This window comes from Streptomyces sp. NPDC000983 (assembly GCF_040299205.1).
GTDB lineage: Bacteria > Actinomycetota > Actinomycetes > Streptomycetales > Streptomycetaceae > Streptomyces.
Window position 1 is genome coordinate 89,573 of sequence record NZ_JBEPBM010000001.1, and the last position, 21,003, is coordinate 110,575.

Annotated in this window: 18 protein-coding genes; 6 read left to right on the plus strand and 12 right to left on the minus strand. The window is 72.7% G+C overall.

What is annotated here, in order from left to right:
• Positions 1-10: 10 nt before the first annotated feature.
• The 4 genes from ABT296_RS00270 to ABT296_RS00285 form a co-directional block, all read right to left on the minus strand.
• Positions 11-481, minus strand: coding sequence for a DUF5709 domain-containing protein (locus ABT296_RS00270; protein ID WP_351922086.1), 471 nt, complete (start codon positions 479-481; stop codon positions 11-13).
• 573 nt (positions 482-1,054) lie between these two features.
• Positions 1,055-2,872, minus strand: coding sequence for an ABC transporter ATP-binding protein (locus ABT296_RS00275; RefSeq protein ID WP_351922087.1), 1,818 nt, complete (start codon positions 2,870-2,872; stop codon positions 1,055-1,057).
• Positions 2,869-4,704, minus strand: a complete 1,836-nt coding sequence (locus ABT296_RS00280) for an ABC transporter transmembrane domain-containing protein (RefSeq protein WP_351922088.1) — start codon at positions 4,702-4,704, stop codon at positions 2,869-2,871. Before ABT296_RS00280 ends, ABT296_RS00275 begins: the two co-directional genes overlap by 4 nt.
• Before the next feature lie 413 nt (positions 4,705-5,117).
• Entirely contained in the window at positions 5,118-5,567 is a 450-nt protein-coding gene (locus ABT296_RS00285) for a MarR family winged helix-turn-helix transcriptional regulator (RefSeq protein ID WP_351922089.1), read from the minus strand.
• Positions 5,568-5,658: 91 nt separating this feature from the next.
• On the opposite strand from ABT296_RS00285, the gene ABT296_RS00290 reads away from it, so the two are divergent.
• Entirely contained in the window at positions 5,659-7,461 is a 1,803-nt protein-coding gene (locus tag ABT296_RS00290) for an ABC transporter ATP-binding protein (protein ID WP_351922090.1), read from the plus strand.
• 43 nt (positions 7,462-7,504) lie between these two features.
• Entirely contained in the window at positions 7,505-8,353 is an 849-nt protein-coding gene (mltG, locus tag ABT296_RS00295; protein ID WP_351922091.1) for an endolytic transglycosylase MltG, read from the plus strand.
• Positions 8,354-8,365: 12 nt separating this feature from the next.
• Here mltG and ABT296_RS00300 read toward each other — a convergent pair whose 3' ends face one another.
• The 3 genes from ABT296_RS00300 to ABT296_RS00310 form a co-directional block, all read right to left on the minus strand.
• The gene (locus ABT296_RS00300) at positions 8,366-9,436 is read right to left on the minus strand and encodes an NAD(P)-binding domain-containing protein (protein WP_351922092.1); all 1,071 of its coding nucleotides are present in this window, start codon (positions 9,434-9,436) and stop codon (positions 8,366-8,368) included.
• 59 nt (positions 9,437-9,495) lie between these two features.
• Positions 9,496-10,221 (minus strand): ABC transporter ATP-binding protein, encoded by a 726-nt coding sequence (locus ABT296_RS00305; protein WP_351922093.1) that lies wholly within the window; start codon positions 10,219-10,221, stop codon positions 9,496-9,498.
• A gap of 131 nt (positions 10,222-10,352) precedes the next feature.
• The gene (locus tag ABT296_RS00310; RefSeq protein ID WP_351922401.1) at positions 10,353-10,436 is read right to left on the minus strand and encodes a putative leader peptide; all 84 of its coding nucleotides are present in this window, start codon (positions 10,434-10,436) and stop codon (positions 10,353-10,355) included.
• A 122-nt stretch (positions 10,437-10,558) separates the two neighbouring features.
• On the opposite strand from ABT296_RS00310, the gene ABT296_RS00315 reads away from it, so the two are divergent.
• Positions 10,559-10,981, plus strand: coding sequence for a secondary thiamine-phosphate synthase enzyme YjbQ (locus ABT296_RS00315; RefSeq protein ID WP_351922094.1), 423 nt, complete (start codon positions 10,559-10,561; stop codon positions 10,979-10,981).
• A 105-nt stretch (positions 10,982-11,086) separates the two neighbouring features.
• On the opposite strand, the gene ABT296_RS00320 is transcribed toward ABT296_RS00315, so the two are convergent.
• The gene (locus ABT296_RS00320; protein WP_351922095.1) at positions 11,087-13,675 is read right to left on the minus strand and encodes a DEAD/DEAH box helicase; all 2,589 of its coding nucleotides are present in this window, start codon (positions 13,673-13,675) and stop codon (positions 11,087-11,089) included.
• Between the two features lie 158 nt (positions 13,676-13,833).
• Between ABT296_RS00320 and ABT296_RS00325 the strand changes: the two genes are divergently transcribed.
• Complete coding sequence (locus ABT296_RS00325) at positions 13,834-16,845, plus strand: helicase-related protein (protein ID WP_351922096.1); 3,012 nt, start codon at positions 13,834-13,836, stop codon at positions 16,843-16,845.
• A 45-nt stretch (positions 16,846-16,890) separates the two neighbouring features.
• Here the strand turns inward: ABT296_RS00325 and ABT296_RS00330 are convergent, their stop codons facing one another.
• Complete coding sequence (locus ABT296_RS00330) at positions 16,891-17,109, minus strand: twin-arginine translocase TatA/TatE family subunit (RefSeq protein ID WP_351922097.1); 219 nt, start codon at positions 17,107-17,109, stop codon at positions 16,891-16,893.
• 176 nt (positions 17,110-17,285) lie between these two features.
• Between ABT296_RS00330 and ABT296_RS00335 the strand changes: the two genes are divergently transcribed.
• Entirely contained in the window at positions 17,286-17,672 is a 387-nt protein-coding gene (locus ABT296_RS00335; protein ID WP_351922098.1) for a BlaI/MecI/CopY family transcriptional regulator, read from the plus strand.
• A 6-nt stretch (positions 17,673-17,678) separates the two neighbouring features.
• A complete protein-coding gene (locus ABT296_RS00340) occupies positions 17,679-18,611 on the plus strand; it encodes a M56 family metallopeptidase (protein WP_351922099.1) in 933 nt (310 codons plus the stop codon).
• Between the two features lie 29 nt (positions 18,612-18,640).
• Here ABT296_RS00340 and ABT296_RS00345 read toward each other — a convergent pair whose 3' ends face one another.
• The 3 genes from ABT296_RS00345 to ABT296_RS00355 form a co-directional block, all read right to left on the minus strand.
• Entirely contained in the window at positions 18,641-19,096 is a 456-nt protein-coding gene (locus tag ABT296_RS00345; RefSeq protein WP_351922100.1) for a tellurite resistance TerB family protein, read from the minus strand.
• A gap of 117 nt (positions 19,097-19,213) precedes the next feature.
• Entirely contained in the window at positions 19,214-20,185 is a 972-nt protein-coding gene (locus ABT296_RS00350; RefSeq protein WP_351922101.1) for a sporulation protein, read from the minus strand.
• Positions 20,186-20,413: 228 nt separating this feature from the next.
• The gene (locus tag ABT296_RS00355) at positions 20,414-20,983 is read right to left on the minus strand and encodes a DUF4240 domain-containing protein (protein ID WP_351922402.1); all 570 of its coding nucleotides are present in this window, start codon (positions 20,981-20,983) and stop codon (positions 20,414-20,416) included.
• Positions 20,984-21,003 lie beyond the last annotated feature (20 nt).

Consider the following 21,003-nt stretch of genomic DNA (forward strand, 5'->3'; position numbering starts at 1 on the left):
CTCCTCGGGCTCAGCCGGACAGGGCGTCCTCGTCGACGATGTGCATGGCGGCCTCCTCGGCCGAGGCCGCGGCACCGTCGATCCCGACGTCGGTGGCGACCAGCGCGCTCTCCTCGTCCTCGTGGGCACCCTCGTCGGGTGCCACGAGGCGGCCGGAGCGCACCGCGCCGACCTCGTTGTCCAGGAGCTCGCCGTCGGTGCCCTCGACGTCGCCGAGGCCGTCGCCGTCGGGGGTGCCGACCTCGGGCACCTCCTCGGCGAGCCGCTCGTCCAGGGTCTCGCCCCGGCTCCGCTCGGCGGCCGTCACACCGGCGCGCTCCACCGCCCAGGGCCGCTCCGGTGGGGACCAGCCGCGGTCGAGGGGGTCGCCGACGCCGTCGTTGTCCAGGGTGTCCTCGGCGTCGAGCAGTCCCGCGTCGTCCTGGACCTCGGACGCGTCGGGCTGGTAGACGTCGTCACCCCATCCGTCGGCGCTGTTCACGGGTACCTCCTGGTGGTGGGGGCGGGCCCGTCGACTCCGCGATCGACGACGGACCGGTGTGCGCGGCGCAGGCTGCGCCCCGCACATGCGGCAGGCTTCCCCGGTGCTCCCCGAACCGGTGCCGATAACCAGCCTTCCACCCCTTTTGACCCCCGCGCAACGCCACGGACCCGGCCCGGGGACCGGACACCCGCGCGAACGGCCCTGCGGCCACGCGTCCCGGAGCCCACGACGCGGCTCTTCGCGACGGCCTCCGCCCCGGCCCGAGCCGCATGCCGCGGGCCGGCCCCGGAGCGCTGGCCCCGAGACCGACCCGCCATCGCGGGACCCCGCGGCGCCGGTCCGGGACGGCCCGCGAGCCGGACCCCTTCATCCGCCGCGGGCACCGATCCCGCCCAGGTCCTCGGACCCACGCGCCCGCTCCCTGTACCCGCGCGGGCTCCGGGCCAGACCTGCGTGCCGGCTCCCGCGTGGTCTTCGGGCCAGACCTCTGTACCCGCCCCCGCGCGGACTCCGGGCCGGGCTCGCGGAGCCGGCCCGGTCACCGCTCCCGGGCGGGCCGGTCCCGTCGGTTCACCCGTGCCAGGACTGCCACAGCGCCGCGTAGGCGCCCTTCGCCGCGACCAGCTCGTCGTGGCTGCCCAGCTCGCTGATGCGGCCGTTCTCGACGACGGCGATGACGTCGGCGTCGTGCGCGGTGTGCAGACGGTGGGCGATCGCCACCACCGTGCGTCCGTCCAGCACACGCGCCAGCGAGCGCTCCAGGTGGCGGGCGGCCCTCGGGTCGAGCAGCGACGTCGCCTCGTCCAGGACCAGCGTGTGCGGGTCGGCCAGCACCAGTCGGGCCAACGCGATCTGCTGCGCCTGCGCCGGGGTCAGCGCGAAACCGCCCGAGCCGACCTCGGTGTCCAGGCCCTCGTCGAGGGCGCGGGCCCAGCCGTCCGCGTCGACCGCCGCGAGCGCCGCCCACAGCTCCCCGTCGGCGGCGTCCTCGGCCGCCTGCTCGCCCGACGGCAGCCGGGAGTGCGGCAGGGCGAGCAGCAGGTTGTCGCGCAGGGAGCCCACGAAGACGTGGTGCTCCTGGTTGACGAGGGCCACATGCTCGCGGACCCGCTCGGCGGGCATCCGGGACAGCTCGGCGCCGCCGAGGGCGACCCGGCCCTCCCGGGGCGCGTAGATACCGGCGAGCAGCCTGCCCAGCGTGGACTTGCCGGCGCCGGACGGGCCGACCAGCGCCAGCCGGGTGCCGGGGGCGACCTCCAGCGAGACCCGGCGCAGCACGTCCACGCCGTCGACGTAGCCGAAGTGCACCCGGTCGGCGTGCACATCGCGTCCGCCGGGGGCCAGCGAGGGATCCCCGGCGTCCGGCTCGATGTCCCGGACGCCCACCAGCCGGGCCAGCGACACCTGCGCGACCTGGAGCTCGTCGTACCAGCGCAGGATCAGGCCCACCGGGTCGACGAGCATCTGGGCGATGAGCGCGCCCGTGGTCAGCTGGCCGACGTCGATCCAGCCCTGGAGGACGAACACCCCGCCGAGCATCAGCACCGAGCCCAGCACGGTGACATGGGTGACGTTGATGACCGGGAAGAGCACCGAGCGCAGCCACAGCGTGTAGCGCTCCCAGGCCGTCCACTCCTTGACCCGCTGCTTGGACAGTTCGATCCGGCGCTCGCCGAGGCGGTGCGCCTCGACGGTCCGGCCGGCGTCCACCGTCTCGGCGAGCGCGGCGGCCACGGCGGCGTATCCGGCGGCCTCGGAGCGGTAGGCGGCGGGCGCCCGCCTGAAGTACCAGCGGCACCCGACGACCAGCAGCGGCACGGCGACCAGCACCGCGGCGCCCAGCTCGGGCGCGGTGATCACCAGGCCGCCCAGCAGCAGCGCCGCCCACACCACGCCGATCGCCAGCTGGGGCACGGCCTCGCGCATGGCGTTGGCCAGCCGGTCGATGTCGGTGGTGATCCGGGACAGCAGATCGCCGGTCCCGGCGCGCTCCAGCACGCCCGGGGGCAGTCCGACGGACCGGACCAGGAAGTCCTCGCGCAGGTCGGCCAGCATGCGCTCGCCGAGTATCGCGCCGCGCAGCCGCACCTCCCGGACGAACACCGCCTGGACGACGAGTGCGACGACGAACAGTGGGACGGTGACCTCCAGCCGGAGTTCCGCCGCGTTCTCCGACACCCGCTCGACGAGATCGCCGAGCAGCCACGGGCCCGCCATGGAGGCCATCACGGCGGTCGTGTTGACCGCGATCAGGACCATGAAGGCCCGGCGGTGCCGGCGGAACAGTTCGGTCACGTACGCGCGTACGGTGGCCGGGGCGCCGACGGGCAGCGTGCTGGCCGCCGTCGGGGCCGCGGGGTCGTAGGCCGGTGGCGCCACGCCGATCATGCGCTCTCCTCGATCTCTTCCAGTGCGTCCAGCGCTTCCAGTCCGTCCAGCCGGGGGCCGGCGTCCCGCAGTTCCGCCGCCTCGGCCGCCGCGGCGGCCTCCTCGTCCGTCTCGCGGGTGACGACGGCGCGGTACAGCGGCTCCTTGTGCAGCAGCTCCCGGTGCACGCCGACCGCCGTCACCTCGTCCTCGTGCACGAGGACCACGCGGTCGGCCCGGTCCAGCAGCAGCGGCGAGGAGGTGAACACCACGGTGGTGCGTCCGGACCGCAGATCCCGCAGACCACACGCGATGCGGGCCTCGGTGTGGGAGTCCACGGCCGAGGTGGGTTCGTCCAGGACGAGCACCTCCGGGTCCGTGACCAGCGAGCGGGCGAGGGCCAGCCGTTGGCGCTGGCCGCCGGAGAGGGAACGGCCGCGTTCGGTGATGAGCGCGTCCATGGCGTCCGCCGCGTCGAGCGAGGCCTGGGCCAGGGCGGCCAGTACGTCTTCGCACTGCGCCGCCGCCAGCGCCTCGGACGGGCCGACGGCGCCCGACCGGGGGACGTCGAGCAGCTCGCGCAGGGTGCCGGAGAGCAGGACGGGGTCCTTGTCCTGGACGAGGACGGCGGTGCGCGCCGTGTCCAGCGGCAGTTCGTCCAGCGGTACGCCGCCGAGCCGTACCGGGGTGCCGGACTCCGAGGGATGCCCGCCGAGGCGTTCGGCCAGCCGTCCGGCCGCGTCCGGGTCGCCGCACACCACGGCGGTGAACCGGCCCGCGGGCGCGAGCAGTCCGGTGGCCGGGTCGTACAGGTCGCCGGACGGCGGCTCGGCCGCGCGGGAGCCGTCGGTGTCGGTGGCCCGCTCCAGGGACAGCACCCCCGCGGCCCGCCGGGCCGAGGGACGCGAGAAGGAGTAGGCCATCGCGATCTCCTCGAAGTGCCGCAATGGGTAGGTGAGCAGCATGATCGAGCTGTAGGCGGTGACCAGTTCACCGACGGTGATCCGGCCCTGGCCGGCGAGATGGACGCCGTACCAGACCACGGTGATCAGCAGCAGGCCCGGCAGCAGGACCTGGATCGCGGCGATCAGTGCCCACATCCGGGCGCTGCGCACGGCGGCGTGCCGGACCTCCTGGGAGGCGCGGCGGTAGCGGTCCAGGAAGAGTTCCTCGCCGCCTATGCCGCGCAGCACGCGCAGCCCGGCGACGGTGTCGGAGGCCAGTTCGGTGGCGCGCCCCGCCTTCTCGCGCTGGAGGTCGGCGCGCCGGGTGGCCCGGGGCAGCAGCGGCAGGACCGCCAGCGCCAGGACGGGCAGGCCGACGGCGACGACCACACCGAGCGCGGGCTGGTAGAGCACCAGGCCGACACAGACCAGCACGATGGTGACCGCGGCCGCGGTGAAGCGGGAGAGGGCCTCGACGAACCAGCCGATCTTCTCCACGTCACCGGTGGACACGGCCACGACCTCGCCGGCCGCGACCCGCCGGGTCAGCGCGGAGCCGAGGAGGGCGGCCTTGCGGGCGAGGAGTTGCTGCACCCGGGCCGCGGCGGTGATCCAGTTGGTGACGGCGGTGCGGTGCAGGAAGGTGTCGCCCAGGGCGTTGCCCGCGCAGGCGAGGGCCAGCAGTCCGCCGGCGAGGGCGAGGTCGCTGCCGGAGCGGTCCACGACGGCCTGGATGGCCATGCCGACACAGAAGGGCAGGGAGGCGACGGACGCGAAGTGCAACAGGCCCCAGGCCAGTGCCTTGAGCTGGCCGCCGACTTGGTTCCTGAAGAGCCACCACAGGAAGCGGGGCCCCGAGCGGGCGTCCGGGACGCCCGGGTCGGGAAACGGAAGGTCTTGAATCTGCATGACGTCCCAGGGGCTCGGTCGGGGGATGGAAGGCGGGAGCCACCGCGAGCGGAGGCAGCAAACCGTGACAGGTTCGCGTCGGAGCGTGGTCGGAGGCAAGCGGTTTTCCTCTGGGGCGAAACGATTCGGCTGCCCTCGTGCGTCGCACCGGACCCACAGGTTCCGCCCGTTGCCCCCGCCCCGCCCGACCGGGACGCACGGCACCCTCCGTGGCCCCCGGAGAGCGCCGGCCGCGATCGCCCTCGGCCCTGTTGTGCGTGGGGCCGCGGCCACTTTCGCGCCGGTTGCGCGGGCCGCGGCCACTCTCGCCGCGGTCGTGCGCGGGCCGCAGCCACACTCACCCCCGGTCGCACGAGGGCCGCGGCCGCCCTCGCCCCGCTTGTGCGCGAGCCGCGGCCCCCCACCCGCGCCGCTCAGCCCCTCGGTCCGCCGTCCGGCTCGGCCAGCGTGTCCAGCAGTCCGCCGAGCACCACGCGCTGCTCGGAGGTGAGCGGCGCCAGGATCTCCTCGGCCGCCGACCGGCGGGCCGCGCGCAGCTCGCCCAGGGCCGCGCGCCCCGCGTCGGTCAGCTCGATGCGGATCACCCGCCGGTTCGCCGGATCCGGCACCCGGCGCACCTTGCCGCCCGCCTCCAGCCCGTCGACCAGGGAGGTGATCGCCCGCGGGACCACCTCCAGCCGCTCGGCGAGGTCGGCCATCCGGGGCGGCGCGGGGCAGTGCGCGAGGGTGCGCAGCAGCCGCGACTGGGCCGGAGTGACGCCCAGACCGGACTGCTCGATGTACCGCTTCTGGATCCGGTGCGCGCGACGGGTGAACCGCAGCAGCCGCTCGGCGAGCGGGCCTTCGGGATCGGGGCTGGTCATACGGGAACAATATCAGGACTACATTCATTGTGAGCATAGGTAACAATGAGCTAAGCTCCGTAAGCCCCGTTCTCACCCTCCGAAGGAGCCCATGCGTCCCGATCGAGAACCCGTCTGGACACCGCCGGCCGATGCCGAAGAGCAGCCCCGGCAGGTGCGCCGCATCCTGCGTCTGTTCCGTCCCTACCGCGGGCGGCTCGCCCTGGTCGGACTCCTGGTCGGCGCCGCCTCACTGGTGTCCGTGACCACGCCCTTCCTGCTGAAGGCGATCCTCGACGTCGCCATTCCCGAGGGCCGTACCGGGCTGCTCGGCCTGCTCGCCCTCGGCATGATCGCCGGCGCCGTCCTCACCAGCGTCTTCGGCGTCCTGCAGACACTGATCTCCACGACCGTCGGCCAGCGCGTCATGCACGATCTGCGCACCGCCGTCTACGGCCGCCTGCAGAGCATGTCGCTGGCCTTCTTCACCCGGACCCGCACCGGCGAGGTGCAGTCCCGGATCGCCAACGACATCGGCGGCATGCAGGCCACCGTCACCTCCACCGCCACCTCGCTGGTCGCCAACTTCACCGGCGTGGTCGCCACGATCATCGCGATGCTCGCCCTGGACTGGCGGCTGACCACGGTCTCCCTGCTGCTGCTCCCGGTCTTCGTGTGGATCAGCCGCCGGGTCGGCAACGAGCGCAAGAAGATCACCACCCAGCGCCAGAAGCAGATGGCCGCGATGGCCGCCACGGTCACCGAGTCGCTCTCCGTCAGCGGCATCCTGCTCGGCCGCACCATGGGTCGCTCCGACTCGCTCACCCGGTCCTTCGCCGCCGAGTCCGAGGGCCTGGTCGACCTGGAAGTGCGCTCGAACATGGCGGGCCGCTGGCGCATGGCCGTCATCACCGTCGTCATGGCCGCCATGCCTGCCGTCATCTACTGGACCGCCGGAATGGCCCTCCAGACGGGCGGCCCCGAGGTCTCCATCGGCACCGTCGTCGCCTTCGTCTCGCTCCAGCAGGGCCTGTTCCGGCCCGCCGTGAGCCTGCTCGGCACCGGCGTCCAGATCCAGGCGTCGCTCGCGCTCTTCCAGCGCATCTTCGAGTACCTCGACCTGCCCGTCGACATCACCGAGTCCGAGGACGCCGTCCACCTCGACGAGATCAAGGGCGAGGTCCGCTTCGAGAACGTCGAGTTCCGCTACGACGGCAAGGGCGCCCCGATCCTCGACGGCGTCGACATCACCGTCCCCGCGGGCGGCTCCCTCGCCGTCGTCGGCCCGACCGGCGCCGGCAAGTCCACGCTCGGCCACCTGGTGCCGCGGCTGTACGACGTCACCGGCGGCCGGGTCACCCTCGACGGCGTCGACGTCCGCGATCTCGACTTCGACACCCTCGCCCGCGCGGTCGGCGTCGTCTCGCAGGAGACGTACCTCTTCCACGCCTCGGTCGCCGAGAACCTCCGCTTCGCCAAGCCGGACGCCACCGACGAGGAACTGCACGAGGCGGCTCGGGCGGCGCAGATCCACGACCACATCGCCGCCCTGCCCGACGGGTACGACACGGTCGTCGGCGAGCGCGGACACCGCTTCTCCGGCGGGGAGAAGCAGCGCCTGGCCATCGCCCGCACGATCCTGCGCGACCCGCCCGTGCTCGTCCTCGACGAGGCGACCAGCGCCCTGGACACCCGTACCGAACACGCGGTGCAGCAGGCCATCGACGCGCTCTCCGCCGACCGCACCACGCTCACCATCGCCCACCGCCTGTCCACCGTCCGCGGCGCCGACCAGATCGTGGTCCTGGACTCCGGCCGGGCCGTCGAACGCGGAACGCACCAGGAACTGCTGGCCCGCGACGGACGGTACGCGGCACTGGTCCGCCGAGACGCCCAACTGGAGCCGACAAGATGAAGATATGTCGGGTTTATAGGCTTTAAGGGGTTACCGTGCCCGCATGCATATGAACTCTCCGTCACGGAGCGCGATTCGTCTGACCCGCAGGGGCCGACTCGTCCTCATCGCGACCGGGGCCGTCGTGGCGGGCACCGCCGTGGCGGTGCCGCTGCTGACCTGGGGCGAAGAGGGGGAGAAGAAGCCCACCACCCTCGTCGTCCCGGAGGGCTGGCGGTCCGGCCAGGTCTACGAGGCCGTCGACAAGACCCTCGCCCTGCCCGCGGGCACCACCAAGAAGGCCATGGCCAAGGTGGATCTGAAGCTCCCCGAGGACGCCGAGGGCAACCCCGAGGGCTACCTCTTCCCGGCGACCTACCCGCTGGAGCAGAACGGCGAGAAGGCGACCCCCGAGTCGCTGCTGGCGGCCATGGTCGACACCGCCAACAAGAAGTTCAACGGCGCCCCGATCGCCGCGGGCGCCCAGCGCAACGCGATGAACGTCTACCAGGCGGTCACCATCGCGAGCATCGTCCAGGCCGAGGCGGCCACCGAGGCGGACATGGGCAAGGTGGCCCGGGTCGTCTTCAACCGCCTGGAGCGCGGCATGCCGCTCCAGATGGACTCCACCCTCAACTACGCCCTCAACCGCTCGACCCTGAAGACCACCCAGGCCGACACCAGGATCGACAGCCCCTACAACTCGTACCAGCGCATGGGGCTGCCGCCGACCCCGATCGACAACCCGGGCGAGGACGCCGTGCGCGCCGCCATCGCGCCCACCCCGGGGGACTGGCTGTACTTCGTCACCGTCAAGCCGGGGGACACCCGCTTCACCGCCGACTACGCCGAACACCAGCGCAATGTCGCCGAGTTCAACCGGAACCAGCGCAGCGCGTCGCCCTCGAAATGACCGGGCGGGGCATCACGCGGCGACGGAGCCCTCCTCGGCCAGCAGCCGCCTGATGTCCCGCACGGCCGCGCGGCCGGCCCGGTTGGCGCCGATGGTGCTCGCCGACGGACCGTAGCCGACGAGGTGGATCCGCGGATCGGCGGCCACCCTCGTCCCCTCGATGCGGATCCCGCCGCCGGGCCCGCGCAGCCCGAGCGGGGCGAGATGGTCGATGGCCGCCCGGAACCCGGTCGCCCACAGGATGACGTCGGCGTCCACCCGGCCGCCGTCCGCCCACTCCACACCGTCCGGGGTGATCCGGTCGAACATCGGCCGCCGGTCCAGCACGCCCTCGGCGATGCCCTGCCGGATCGCGTCGTTCAGCGGCAGCCCGGTCACCGACACCACGCTCCTCGGCGGCAGCCCCTGCCGTACCCGCTCCTCCACCAGCGCCACCGCCGCACGTCCGGCACCCTCGTCGAAGGGGCCCTCGCGGAAGACCGGGGGCCGCCGGGTGACCCAGGTGGTGGCGGCCGCGTACGGGGCGAGCTCCAGCAGATGCTGGGTACCGGACGCACCGCCGCCCACCACGACCACGCGCAGCCCGGCGAACTCCTCCGGCCCCGCGTACTGCGCGGTGTGCAGCTGGCGTCCGCGGAAGGTCTCCTGGCCGGGGTAGCGGGGCCAGAACGGGCGGTCCCAGGTGCCGGTGGCGTTGATCAGGGCCCGGGCAGACCAGTCGCCGGCCGAGGTCTGCACGAGCAGCCGTCCGCCCTCGCCCTCGCGCACCGCCCGCACCTCCACCGGCCGGCGTACCCGCAGGTCGAAGGTGCGCTCGTAGTCGGCGAAGTACTCCGACACCACCTCCGCGGACGGCCGCAGGGGGTCGGCGCCGGTCAGCTCCATCCCGGGCAGCGCGTGCATACCGTGCACCTTGCCGTACGTCAGCGAGGGCCAGCGGAACTGCCAGGCGCCGCCCGGCCCGGGCGCGTGGTCCAGGACGACGAAGTCGCGTCCCGGCTCGAACCCCGTGCGTCGCAGGTGGTAGGCGGCGGCGAGCCCCGCCTGCCCGGCGCCGATGACGACTGCCTCGGTGTTGTTCACGTTTCCACCAACGGCACGGAAGGCGCGGATCTTCCCGAGCCGCCCGACCGCGGGCCGGTTCAGGCGGCCGGTGCGCCCAGACGCCGGAGGAGTCCGGCGCGCAGCTCGGTGAAGCGCGGGCCGGTGACGTCACGCGGCCGGTCGAGACCGACGCGCTGCTCATGGGCGATGGAGCCGTCCTCCAGGACCAGCACCCGGTCGGCGAGGAGCACGGCCTCCTCGACATCGTGGGTGACGAGGAGCACGGCGCAGCCACGCCGTCGCCACAGTTCGTCGAGGAGTCGCCGCGCGGTGGCGCGGGCCGGTGCGTCGAGCGCGCCGAACGGATCGTCGAGCAGCAGCAGATCGGGTTCGTCCACCAGGGCCCGGGCGAGCCAGGCGAGCCGGGTCTCGCCGCCGGAGAGGGTCCTGGACCACGCGGTGGTGCGGTGGCCCAGGCCGACCTCCTCCAACACCCTTTCGGCGACGGCTCGTTCGGACTTGCCGGGCAGGACCGTGCGCCACAGCCGCCGCCAGGGCATCGGACGGGGCTCCTGGACGACGACGGCCTTGCGGCGCGGCACCAGTACGGTGCCCTCGATGTCACGGTCGAGCCCGGCGAGGATGCGCAGCAGCGTCGACTTGCCGGAGCCGGCGCGGCCGAGCAGGGCGACGAACTCGCCCGGCCGGACGTCGAGTCGGAGCCCGTCGATGACCGGGCGCCCGTCGAAGCAACGGGTCAGCCCCTCGACCCGTACGGCCAGGACGGGCTTGACCGTGGTCGGCCGGTGAACGTCGATCGCCATGGCGGAAACAGCCTTTCGCGGGGTACGGACGACGATCACGCCCTGTATGCGGGGTGGGTCCCGCGCGCGCCCACGCCTCACCGGTTCCGGATCGGACCGTGGAGTACCCGTGAGGAGGAGGCGGCAGGGCGTCAGCGGTCGCGGCGACACGCGGCGGAGGCCACCCGCAGCAGGTCGATGTGACCGCGCGTGGTGAGCACTGCTGAACCCGGCATACGGCCGACCGTAGGGAGCCGCGGCCGACCCGGTCAACGGGCGTCCGGCGAACTTCATGCGGCCGTCACACCCGGGCGCGGCAGGGCGCGCGGCGCCTCACCGGTACGGGAGGATGGACGTCATGCCAGACGCCTTCACCACCCGCATCCTGAACGTCGCCTCCGGATCGAAGGAGACGGTCGTCGACCTCACCCACGACTGCGAGGCGTTCCTGCGGGAGGCGGCCGCCGGCCGCGACGGCCTGCTGAACGTCTTCGTGCCGCACGCCACCGCCGGTATCGCCGTCATCGAGACGGGCGCCGGCAGTGACGACGACCTCCTGACGGCCCTGCACACCCTGCTCCCGGCCGACGACCGCTGGCAGCACCGCCACGGCAGCCCCGGCCACGGCCGCGACCACGTCCTCCCCGCCTTCGTCCCTCCGCACGCGACGCTGCCGGTGGTGAACGGACGCCTGGAGCTCGGGACTTGGCAGTCGGTGTGCCTGGTCGACACCAACCGGGACAACCCCAACCGCCAGGTACGGCTGAGCTTCCTGGGCTGACCCGCCCGGCGACGGGCCGACGGGGATCGGCCCGCGCCCTCTCGGCGACCCTGGGCCGTCCCCGTCGGCCCGTCGCCGGCCGCCTCCAGTCGCCCCCGGTCGCCCTCAGCCGCCCGACAGGAGCCGTTCGCGCTCCGCCGCCACGATCTCCCGGGCCAGTTCGGCGTCCGTGATGTCGAACGCCTCCGGGGCGCTGTCCGCCGTCGCGGAGACCCGGGCGAACTCCGAGAAGAGCTGGTTCTTGCGGGCCAGGATCTCCACGATGCGCTGGTCCACGCCCTCCTCGGAGAGCAGCCGGTGCACCTGCACCGACTCCAGTTGCCCCATCCTGTGGGCGCGGCCGATCGCCTGCCACTCGGTCGTGGGCTTGAGCTGCGGCTCGCAGATCACGACGACGGAGGCCGACTGGATGTTCAGGCCCACGCCGCCCGCCACGATCTGGGCGACGAGGACGGCACCGTGGGGCGCCCGGGCGAACTCGTCGACCATGCTCTGCCGCGCCGCCGCGGGCACCGAGCCGGTCAGGGGGCCGAACACCTTCCCCGGGAGGTTCGACGCCACCGAGTCGAGGACGTCACGGAAGTACGAGAAGACCAGCACCTTGCGGTGGTTGTCCTCCGCCTCCTGGACGATGTCGAGCAGGCGCCGCATCTTCTCCGACCCGGTCCCGGCGCGCAGCGCGGCCTGCCGCATGGCCATGAAGTTGCCCTCGACGACGGCGTCCCGGTAGTACCGCTCGTCGGCGCCGGACATCGGCAGCCACTCGTCGACGTCGAACCGCTCCGGAAGCTCGGTGAGGACGTCTTCCTGGTTGCGCCGCAGGTAGGCCGGTGCCACCTGCTTGCGGAACTGGCGCGGGGAGAGCTCCGAGGCGTTGACCGGAAGGTCCGGCCGGAGATAGCCGACGAGATTGCGGAACTCCTCGATCCGGTTCTCCAGCGGAGTGCCGGTGAGCAGGACGGCACGCTCGGCGCGCCGTATCAGCGCCGTGGAGCGCTGGGTTCGCTTGGCGAACGGGTTCTTGATGTAGTGCGCCTCGTCGAACACCAGACAGGCCGGTTCGGCGGGCCGGGGAATGCGGCCTTCGAGCCAGCCGAGGATGTCGTAGGTGGTGACCGCGACCCCGCCGTTGCGGATCCAGGACTTCAGCGCGTCGTCCCGCGCGGGCCCGTGGAGGCGGTAGGCACGCAGCTCGGACTTGGCCTGGACCTCGCGCACCCAGTTGGTCACGACGGCGGCCGGGCACACGACCAGGAAGTGGGAGGAGCCCTTGGTGCGCAGATGGGTCAGGACGGCGAGGGACTCGACGGTCTTCCCCAGGCCCATCTCGTCGCCGATGACGACCTTCCGCTGCACGATCGCGAAGCGGGCACCGAAGGACTGGTACCCACGCAGCGACGCCTTGAGGTAGGTGGTGTCGAGGGCGAGTTCCCGGACCGCCTCGACGATCTCGGCCGGCAGGTCGCCCTGGCTCTTCTCGGCGTCGTCCGCCAGGAATCCGAGCTCGGCGAGCATCGCGTAGTAGTCGGCCGGCCGGGAGAGGAAGTCCTCCCAGGGATCGCCGCCCGTGGCGCCGGTCCCACCGCCGAGCAGCGCCCCGCGTCGCTCGACGGCAGCCAGGGCCTGGCGCAGCTCGGCGACGGACCGGGCCCGGGGGACGACCACGACGTGCGAGGTCCGGGCGTCGAGGCGGCGCAGCAGCGGCCGTACGGCGTCGGCGGCGGCGAGGTCCTCGGTCGCGCCGCGGATCGAGCGCGCCGTGTCCCAGGCCCGCATCGCCCGGAGGAGGTTCGTGGTGGCCTGCGAGCGGTTCCTGACGTCGATGCGGACCGGCATCTCGTCGATCGTGGTCTGCCAGATGGTCCGGGCGGCGCCGACCATTCGGTTGCCGGTCGTGTCACCGACCCCCGGCAGCGTGCGGATGCGTGACTGCTGGTCGAGGACCTGCTGCACGTTCTTGATCCCGGCGTCGACCAGCGCGGTGATCCGCAGCTGGCCGCTGGTCGCCTCCTTGAGTCGTTCGACGGGCATCTCGGCGACCAGCTTGCGCGCCTCGGCCTGCCGGACGGCGTGGCCCGCCGTGTCGACGGCCTTCCTGAACTCGCTCTCGCGGTGCAGTGCCTGGTCGATCGCGGCGACCGCGGACCCGGCGGCATCCAGCGAGGTCCGCTCCACGAGTGCGGCCCCGGAGCCGAGGCGCGCGCCGAAGCCGACCCGGTCGTCCAGGACGTCCGAGGGGCCGAGGGCCGGGAGCGCCTGTCCGTTCCGGGCCGCCAGGCTCTCCAGCTCGGGCACGAGCCAGCCGCCGGCGCACTCCTCGTGCAGGGACAGCAGACGGGCGGCGGCCCGCTCCGCCGCTTCCTTGCTGCTCCGGCCCGAGAAGATCCGGCGGGCACCGAACAGCGCGCGGACGGCCGTCAGCGCCGGTCCCGCGTCCGCGGTGAGCCGGCGGATGCCCTCTCGGGTGTCGGCCGAGAGGGGCAAAAGGGCCTCGCGCGCGGCCATGGCGCTCACCAGACCGGCATCGGACGGCGAGATCTGCAGGGTCCGCCAGGACTCGGTGGTCCCTGTGCCGAGGGGCACCATGCGGTTCAGGAGCTGCCCGGCGGCGTCCTCCGCGCCCGACTCCACGGCCCCGCGCCGCTCGGAGATCCCCGCCGCGAGTCCGTGCCACCCGCTGACGGTGTCCACCACACCACGCAGGTGAAGACGTGCTTCTCGTTCCATTGCCCCCGCCGACTCGCATGAACCTCTGGGAAGATTAGCGACCTCTGTCGATCAAGTCGACGGGATCACGACATCGCCGGAACGTCCGAGTAGCGTTCGCGGGCGGCCGAGCGGAGGTTGTGCACGTGTTGCTGGAGGAGCTCAAGCCGGGGCTGCGGATCGACGGACTCGCGGCGGCGGGCGTCGTCACCCTCATCGCCGCCCAGCCGCACGGCAGGGACGCGGTCGAGCTCACCTTCAAGACCGCCGAGGGCGGCCTCGACCAGCAGATCGTCTTCCGCAAGGACCAGGACAGGCTGAGCGTCGCCCGCAGCGGCGGCCGCGCCTTCGACGCGGACGCGCGTGACTTCAGGCTGGCCGCCGAGGCGCAGCGGATCTCGCTGGCGGGCCTGTTCGACCCGATGCTGGCCGTGGCGACCAGCGACGTCCAGCCGCTCCCGCACCAGATCCGCGCCGTGTACGGCGAACTCATGCCCCGTACCCCGCTGCGCTTCCTGCTCGCCGACGACCCCGGCGCGGGCAAGACGATCATGGCCGGGCTCTACATCAAGGAGTTGCTGCTGCGGGACGACGTCAGACGGTGCCTGGTCGTGGCGCCGGGCGGCCTGGTCGACCAGTGGCAGGACGAGCTGTTCTTCAAGTTCGGCCTCCGCTTCGACCTGCTCACCCCCCAGCTCGCCGACGCGCAGCTCCACCACAACGTCTTCGAGTCCCATCCGCTCCTCATCGCCCGCATGGACCAGCTCTCCCGCAACGAGCACCTCAAGGCGCAGCTGCGGGAGACGGAGTGGGACCTGATCGTCGTGGACGAGGCGCACCGCATGGGCGGGCACCACTTCGGCGGCAAGGTGGAGAAGACCAAGCGGTTCCAACTGGGCGAGATGCTCGGGGAGATCACCCGCCACCTGCTCCTGATGACCGCGACCCCGCACTCGGGCAAGGAGGAGGACTTCCAGCTCTTCCTCACCCTGCTGGACCGTGACCGCTTCGAGGGCAGGCAGCGCAGCAGCGCCGACGTCCGCGGGATCATGCGGCGCATGGTCAAGGAGGACCTGCTCACCTTCGAGGGCAGGAAACTCTTCCCCGAGCGGCTCGCGGAGACCGTCCCCTACGAACTCACGGCGCTGGAATACCAGTTGTACGAGGACGTCACCCACTACGTCCGCGAGGGGATGAACCGCGCCGACCGCGTCGGCGGCACCCGGAAGAACACCGTCGGTTTCGCCCTCACCGTGCTGCAACGACGGCTGGCCTCCAGCCCCGAGGCGATCCACCGGAGCCTCGTGCGGCGCACCGAGCGCCTGGAGCACAGGAAGCGGGAGATCCTGGACGGCACCGGCCGCGACGGCGTCCCCACCGTCGACCTCGCCCGGTTCGACGCCGACGGCTTCCCCGGCGACGACTTCGACGCCCGGGAGATCGAGGACATGGAGGAGGAACTCCTCGACGCCGCGACGGCGGCACGGACGGTGGAGGAACTCGACGCCGAACTCGTCGAGTTGCGGACCCTGGTGGGGACGGCGCGGCGGGTCCGCGAGGCGGGCACGGACCGCAAGTGGACCGAACTGGCCGCCCTGCTGCGCGACCACGCCCTGGTGACGGACGCCCAAGGGCGCCCGCGGAAGCTGATCGTCTTCACCGAGCACCGGGACACCCTCGGCTATCTGCGGGCCAGGATCGGTGCGCTGCTCGGGAGCGCCGACGCCGTCAGGACCATTCACGGCGGTGTGGGCCGGCCCGAACGACGGCAGATCACCGAGGAGTTCACCAAGAACCCCGACGTGCGGATCCTGCTGGCCACCGACGCCGCGGGCGAGGGCCTCAACCTGCAGGCCGCCCACCTGATGATCAACTACGACCTGCCCTGGAACCCCAACCGCATCGAGCAGCGCTTCGGCCGCATCCACCGCATCGGCCAGGAGGAGGTCTGCCGGCTCTGGAACCTCGTCGCCTCCAACACCCGCGAGGGCGAGGTCTTCACCCGCCTGCTGGAGAAACTCGACCAGATGCGCCAGACGTACGGCGGGAAGGTCTTCGACGTCCTCGGGGAGGCGTTCGCCGAGACCCCGCTGCGGGACCTGCTCCTGGACGCGATCCAGTACGGGGAGCGGCCGTCGGTGAAGGACAGGATGCACGAGGTCATCGACAGCACGGTCGGCGAGGGGCTGAGGAGTCTCCTGGACGAGCGCGCACTCGCCTCGGAGCACCTCTCCGACGCCGATCTCCGCGCACTGCGCGCCACCGTGGACGACGCCCGCGCCCGGCGTCTGGAGCCGCACGACATCGAGGCCACCTTCAAGGACGCCTTCACCCGGCTCGGCGGCCGGATCGTCAAGCGGACCCGGGGACGCCACGAGATCACCCACGTCCCGCAGCACATCAGGGCGGCGGGCGGCGGTCCCATCGCCACCCGGTACGACCAGGTCACCTTCGACCTCGGACGCGTCGGGCCCGACGACCGCGCCCACGTCGACCTGCTCGCCCCCGGCCATCCGCTGCACGACGCCGTTATGGCGGAGGCTCTCGGGAACTTCGGGGGCGCCCTCAACCGCGGCACCGTCCTCGTCTCGGCCGACCTGGACGCGCCGCACCTCCTCGTCGGCGTGGTGGAGGAGGTCGTCGATGGGACCGGCGACTCGGTGGCCCGACGGTTCTCCTACGCCTACGTCGACAGCCGCGGCACCGTGCGCCCGGCGGGCCCCGCGCCCCACCTCGACTGCTCCCCGGCACCCGAGGCCGTGGCGGCCGACGCCGTGCGCGCACTGCCGTGGTTGCCGGACGCCGAGTCCAGGGCGGCCAGCTGGATCATCACCCACCAGCTCGCCGCGTTCCTCGCCGAGGTCCAGCCCCGCCGCCTGGCCGAGTTGACCAGGACCCGTGAACTGGTGACCCGGCGGCTGACCGCGGAGGGCGAGCGGCTGCGCCTCGACGCGGCGGCGGCCTCGGAGAAGGAACGCAGGGGCGAGAAGCCCAAGGAGTCCTCGGAGAGCCTCGACCGCAAGGCCGTCGACCTCGATGTGCGGCTCTCCAGGCGCCTTGACCTGCTGGACCGGCAGCAGCAGATGTCGACCAAGCCACCGCTCATCGTCACCGCGGCGCTCGTGCTGAGTGCCTCCGGTCCGGCCTCCCGCGCATGACCCTCGGGCCGGTGGACCGGCCCCTCGCGCAGGTCGGACCCGAGGTCACGGCCGGTTCGGCGGCGTCCCCGGGTCCTGGTCGGCGGCCTCGCCCCGGATCACCCGGGGCTCGCCGGGCCGGTCCTGCTCCTTCATGGCCCTGGCCTCGGCCTTGAGGATGCGCGCCGACTTGCCCGCCGAGCGGGTCAGTTCGGGGAGCTTCTTCACGCAGAGGACGGCTATGACGACGACCAGGATGATCGCGATTTCGCTCAGCCCGAACATGGAGGACCTGCCTTTACCGGTGAAGGGGCGGCATCCGATTGCGTACGGCACGAATCTACAGCACTGTAGAAAGGGCCGGTGGGTCCGCGCGGACCGTGCACCGGCGCCGCTGTCCTTACGATGGGCCGTTCGACGCGTCGCACTCGGCGCGCGGCGCGGCCGAAGGGAGACAGGGTATGGCGGACCATCAGCGTTCCGGGCGCCGGGCACAGGGGGAGCTGGAGGCGCTGGTGCTGTCGGCGCTGCGCGAGGCCGACGGTCCGGCGACGGCGGGCTGGGTGCAGGAGCGGCTCGGCGAGGACCTCGCCTACACCACGGTGATCACCATCCTGACCCGGCTGCTGGCCAAGGGCGCCGTGACCCGGGAACGCGTGGGCCGCTCCTTCGCGTGGACGCCGGCCTCGGACCAGGCGGGCCTCGCGGCGCACCGGATGCGCCGGGTGCTGGACGCCGTGACCGACCGCGAGGCGGTGCTCGCCAGCTTCGTCACCGGTCTCGGGCCGGACGACGAGCGACTGCTGCGGGAACTGCTGGGTCAGGCCCGCGGCGAAGGGGAAGACTGACGCCTGATGGGGCTCTTCGTCTTTCTGCCGCTGGTCCTGCCGCTCACCGCCTGGCCGATCGCGCGCCTGGCCGAGCAGCATCTGCACCCCCGCACCGCCACCCGGCTGTTCGCCGGCGTCGCCGCGGTGATGGCGCTGTGCAGCACCGTCTGCCTCGCCCTGGTGATGGTCGTCGGCACCGCCCAACTGCCCGGCAACCCACTGCCCGACGGCTGGTCGGACCCCGAGGTGCGGGCGGCCGTGCCGTTCGACGAGGTGGTCGGCAAGGCGGCGATCCCGGCCCTGGTCGCGGTCGTCGTCGCCTGCGCCCGGACCCTGTGGCGGCACGGGCGGGTGCGCCGCCGGGCGCACCGGGCACTGGCCGGGGTGCGGGGCACCACCGTCGCCGTCCTGCCCGACGAGACGCCCTACGCGTACGCGCTCCCCGGAGCCCGGGGCGGCCGGGTCGTGGTCAGCACGGCCCTGCTCCAGCGGCTCGAACCCGCCGAGCGCAGAGCGCTGTTCGCCCATGAACGGGCCCATCTGGCCGCTCGCCACCACCGGTTGCTGCTGACCGTCCAACTGGCCGCGCGCGCCAATCCGTTCCTGCGCCCCCTGCGTGCGGCCGTCTCCTACACGGCGGAGCGCTGGGCCGACGAGGACGCGGCCCGGACCGTCGGCGACCGCCGGCTGGTGGCCCGCGCCGTCGGCCGGGCGGCGCTGGTGTCCCGGGGGACGCCGGTGGCGACCCTGGCCGGGTTCGCGGTGCCCGGGCCGGTGCCGCGCCGGGTGGCCGCCCTGCTCGGACCCGCCCCGCCGGTACCGCGCTGGCCCTCGCTGTTCACCTCGGCGGGCCTGGCGGTGTGGTGCGCGGCCGTGGGGACGGCCGTGTCGGCGATGTCGTCGGCGAACTCGGCGGTGACGATGGTGCTCATCCTGCACGCGGCGACGCCCCTCTGAGCGAGGGGCGCCGCCGTCAGGTGTCTCGCTCAGAGGTCGAACTCGTGCGGCGGCAGGTCGAGCGCGAAGCACGCCTCGCGGACGACGGCCTGCTCGTCCTTGTCGAAATCGCCGTCGGCGCCGCCGATGACGATGCCGATCTGGATGACCGCACGCGCCTCGGCGGGCTTCTTCCCCGCCTTCGCGATCTCCTGCATCACGCTCACCTTGCCGAACGCGAAGTCGGCGGTGAGCTTGTCGAGGTTGGCCTCGAAGCGGCGGCGCAGATCGTCCGCGTCGAAGTTCCGCAGCACCTCGTTGGTGGCGATCAGCTGGGCGACCCGCTGCCGCTCGGCGGGATCGACGGAGCCGTCGGCAGCGGCGACGAGCGCGCACATGGCCATGCTCGCGTCGCGGAACGCACCGCTCTTGAGGTCGTTCTTCTTCGCCAGCAGTTGGGTCTGCATCGTCGACGCGGATTCCTTGACGCGGTCCCACAGGGCCATGAGAACTCCAAACGAAATACGGAGGTACGGGGTTCGAGGGGCCGCCCGGGACGAACGGCCCCAACTTCTACAGCAACGTAGAAGTAAGGCCGACGGTTCCCGGGGGAGCTCTTGGCCTCAGCCCTCCTCCTCGCCGCCCTCCTCGCCCTCGTCCTCGAAGAAGTCCCCGACCTCGTCGATCACCTCCGCGGCGACCATGCCGCCGACGACGCCCGCGGCGAGCCCGGCGGCACCCGCCGCGACGGCCGTGCCCACGCCGACCCCGTGGCCGCCATGGCCCCCGTGCCCGTGCTCGTGTCCGGAGTGCGGCGCGCCGTACGACCCCCGGTGCTCCAGCAGTTGCCGGATCCAGCCCTCGACCTCGGCGTTCCAGTCACGGCCCTCGTCGTGCCCGACACTGAAGCGGGTGAGGGAGTCGTGCCCGGCGGAGAACGGCCCCGCGCGCTTGTCGGCCTCCAGCACCACCTCCAGACCGCCCGGGTGGGCGAGGAAGGTCACCTCGATCTCGTTCACCTCGTGCGCGTACCGGGGCGGCGGGGTGATCTCGATCTCCTGGTAGAACGGCAGCCGTTGTCCGGTGCCGCCGATACGGCCGTACTCCAGGTCCGCCGAGGCGAACCCGAAGCCGAGCGCGCCGAGCGCTTCGAGCACCGCCTCCTGGACGGGCAGCGGGGCGACGGTCAGCGTGTCCAGGTCGCCCTTGTCCTTGGCGCCCGCGACCGACAGCTCGGTGCGCACTCCGAGCACGACGCCGAGCGCCTGGCCGTACAGCTCGGTGATCGGCGTCTCCCAGGGCAGGGTCACGGCGAACGGCACGCTCCGCTCCTCACCCTCGGCGAGCCGGAAGCCGCCGCCCACGGTGAACCGTTCGAAGGCGAGGACCCCCTCGCTCTCACCGTCCTCGTGCTCCGCCTCGACCCGCGCCACCAGTTCGAGGGTGACGGCCTCGATCTCGAAGTCGGCACCGCCACCCTTGATCCGCACCTGCCCGCCGAGCGTGCCGCCGGGCCGGACCGGCCCCGGGTCGAGAACCGTGTCGACCGTGGGGCCACCCACGCCGAGTGAGCCGAGCAGTCGCTTGAACACCATCGTGGCGTTCACTCCTTCATCTGCGTACGAGCGAATCCGTGCGAACGGCCCTGATCCCCGAGACCGTTCTTCTACAAGCGAGTAGAAGCATAGGGTCGCCGAACCTTCCGATCAGGACTCCGTGGCCGGAGCCGCACGACCGAACCCGGGAAAGTCCGAAAACCACCGCCCGACGCCGACCGGGCAGGACGGTGCCGCTCGACGGGGCGGGGGTGCGCCGCCCGCTGGTCAGTCGAGGAAGAGCGCGGCCAGGCCGGGCAGGCGGCGGCGGGTTTCGTCGGTGTCGGCTACGTCCCAGCGCGGTCCGGTCGGCTCGGTGATGGTGCTCAGTGGGCCGGCCTCCGGTGCGCTCTCCAGGGCCTCGTCGAGGCCGTCGGGTTCGCCGGTGAGGCGTTGGTGGGCGCGGTGGGCGACACGGGCGAAGTCCTCGTTGCCGATGAGTACGTCCCCGCCGCCTCGCACGGCGGGGTGCTCGGCGAGGGAGTCGGGGTCGGCCAGTGCGCGCTCGTACCAGTGGCGGCCGAACGAGATCAGGCCGTCGCGGAAGTCCATGAACCCGTCGTCGGACCACCAGCCTTCGATGAGGTACGCCGCCGCCCACAGGTCGTACCGGTACGCCTGGTCGCGCAACTGCCAATGGCGCAGGGCGAACTGGACGATCTCGGCCGGCGTGCGGCTCACGAGCCGCTCCTCGCACGCCCGCACGATGGCGTCGCTCCGTTCGACGTGGCTCGGCCGCTGTGCGTCGACCTCGGCGCATGCCTGGTCCAACAGGGCCCAGAACTCCTCGACTTCCATCACGGCGGCGAGTATGTCAG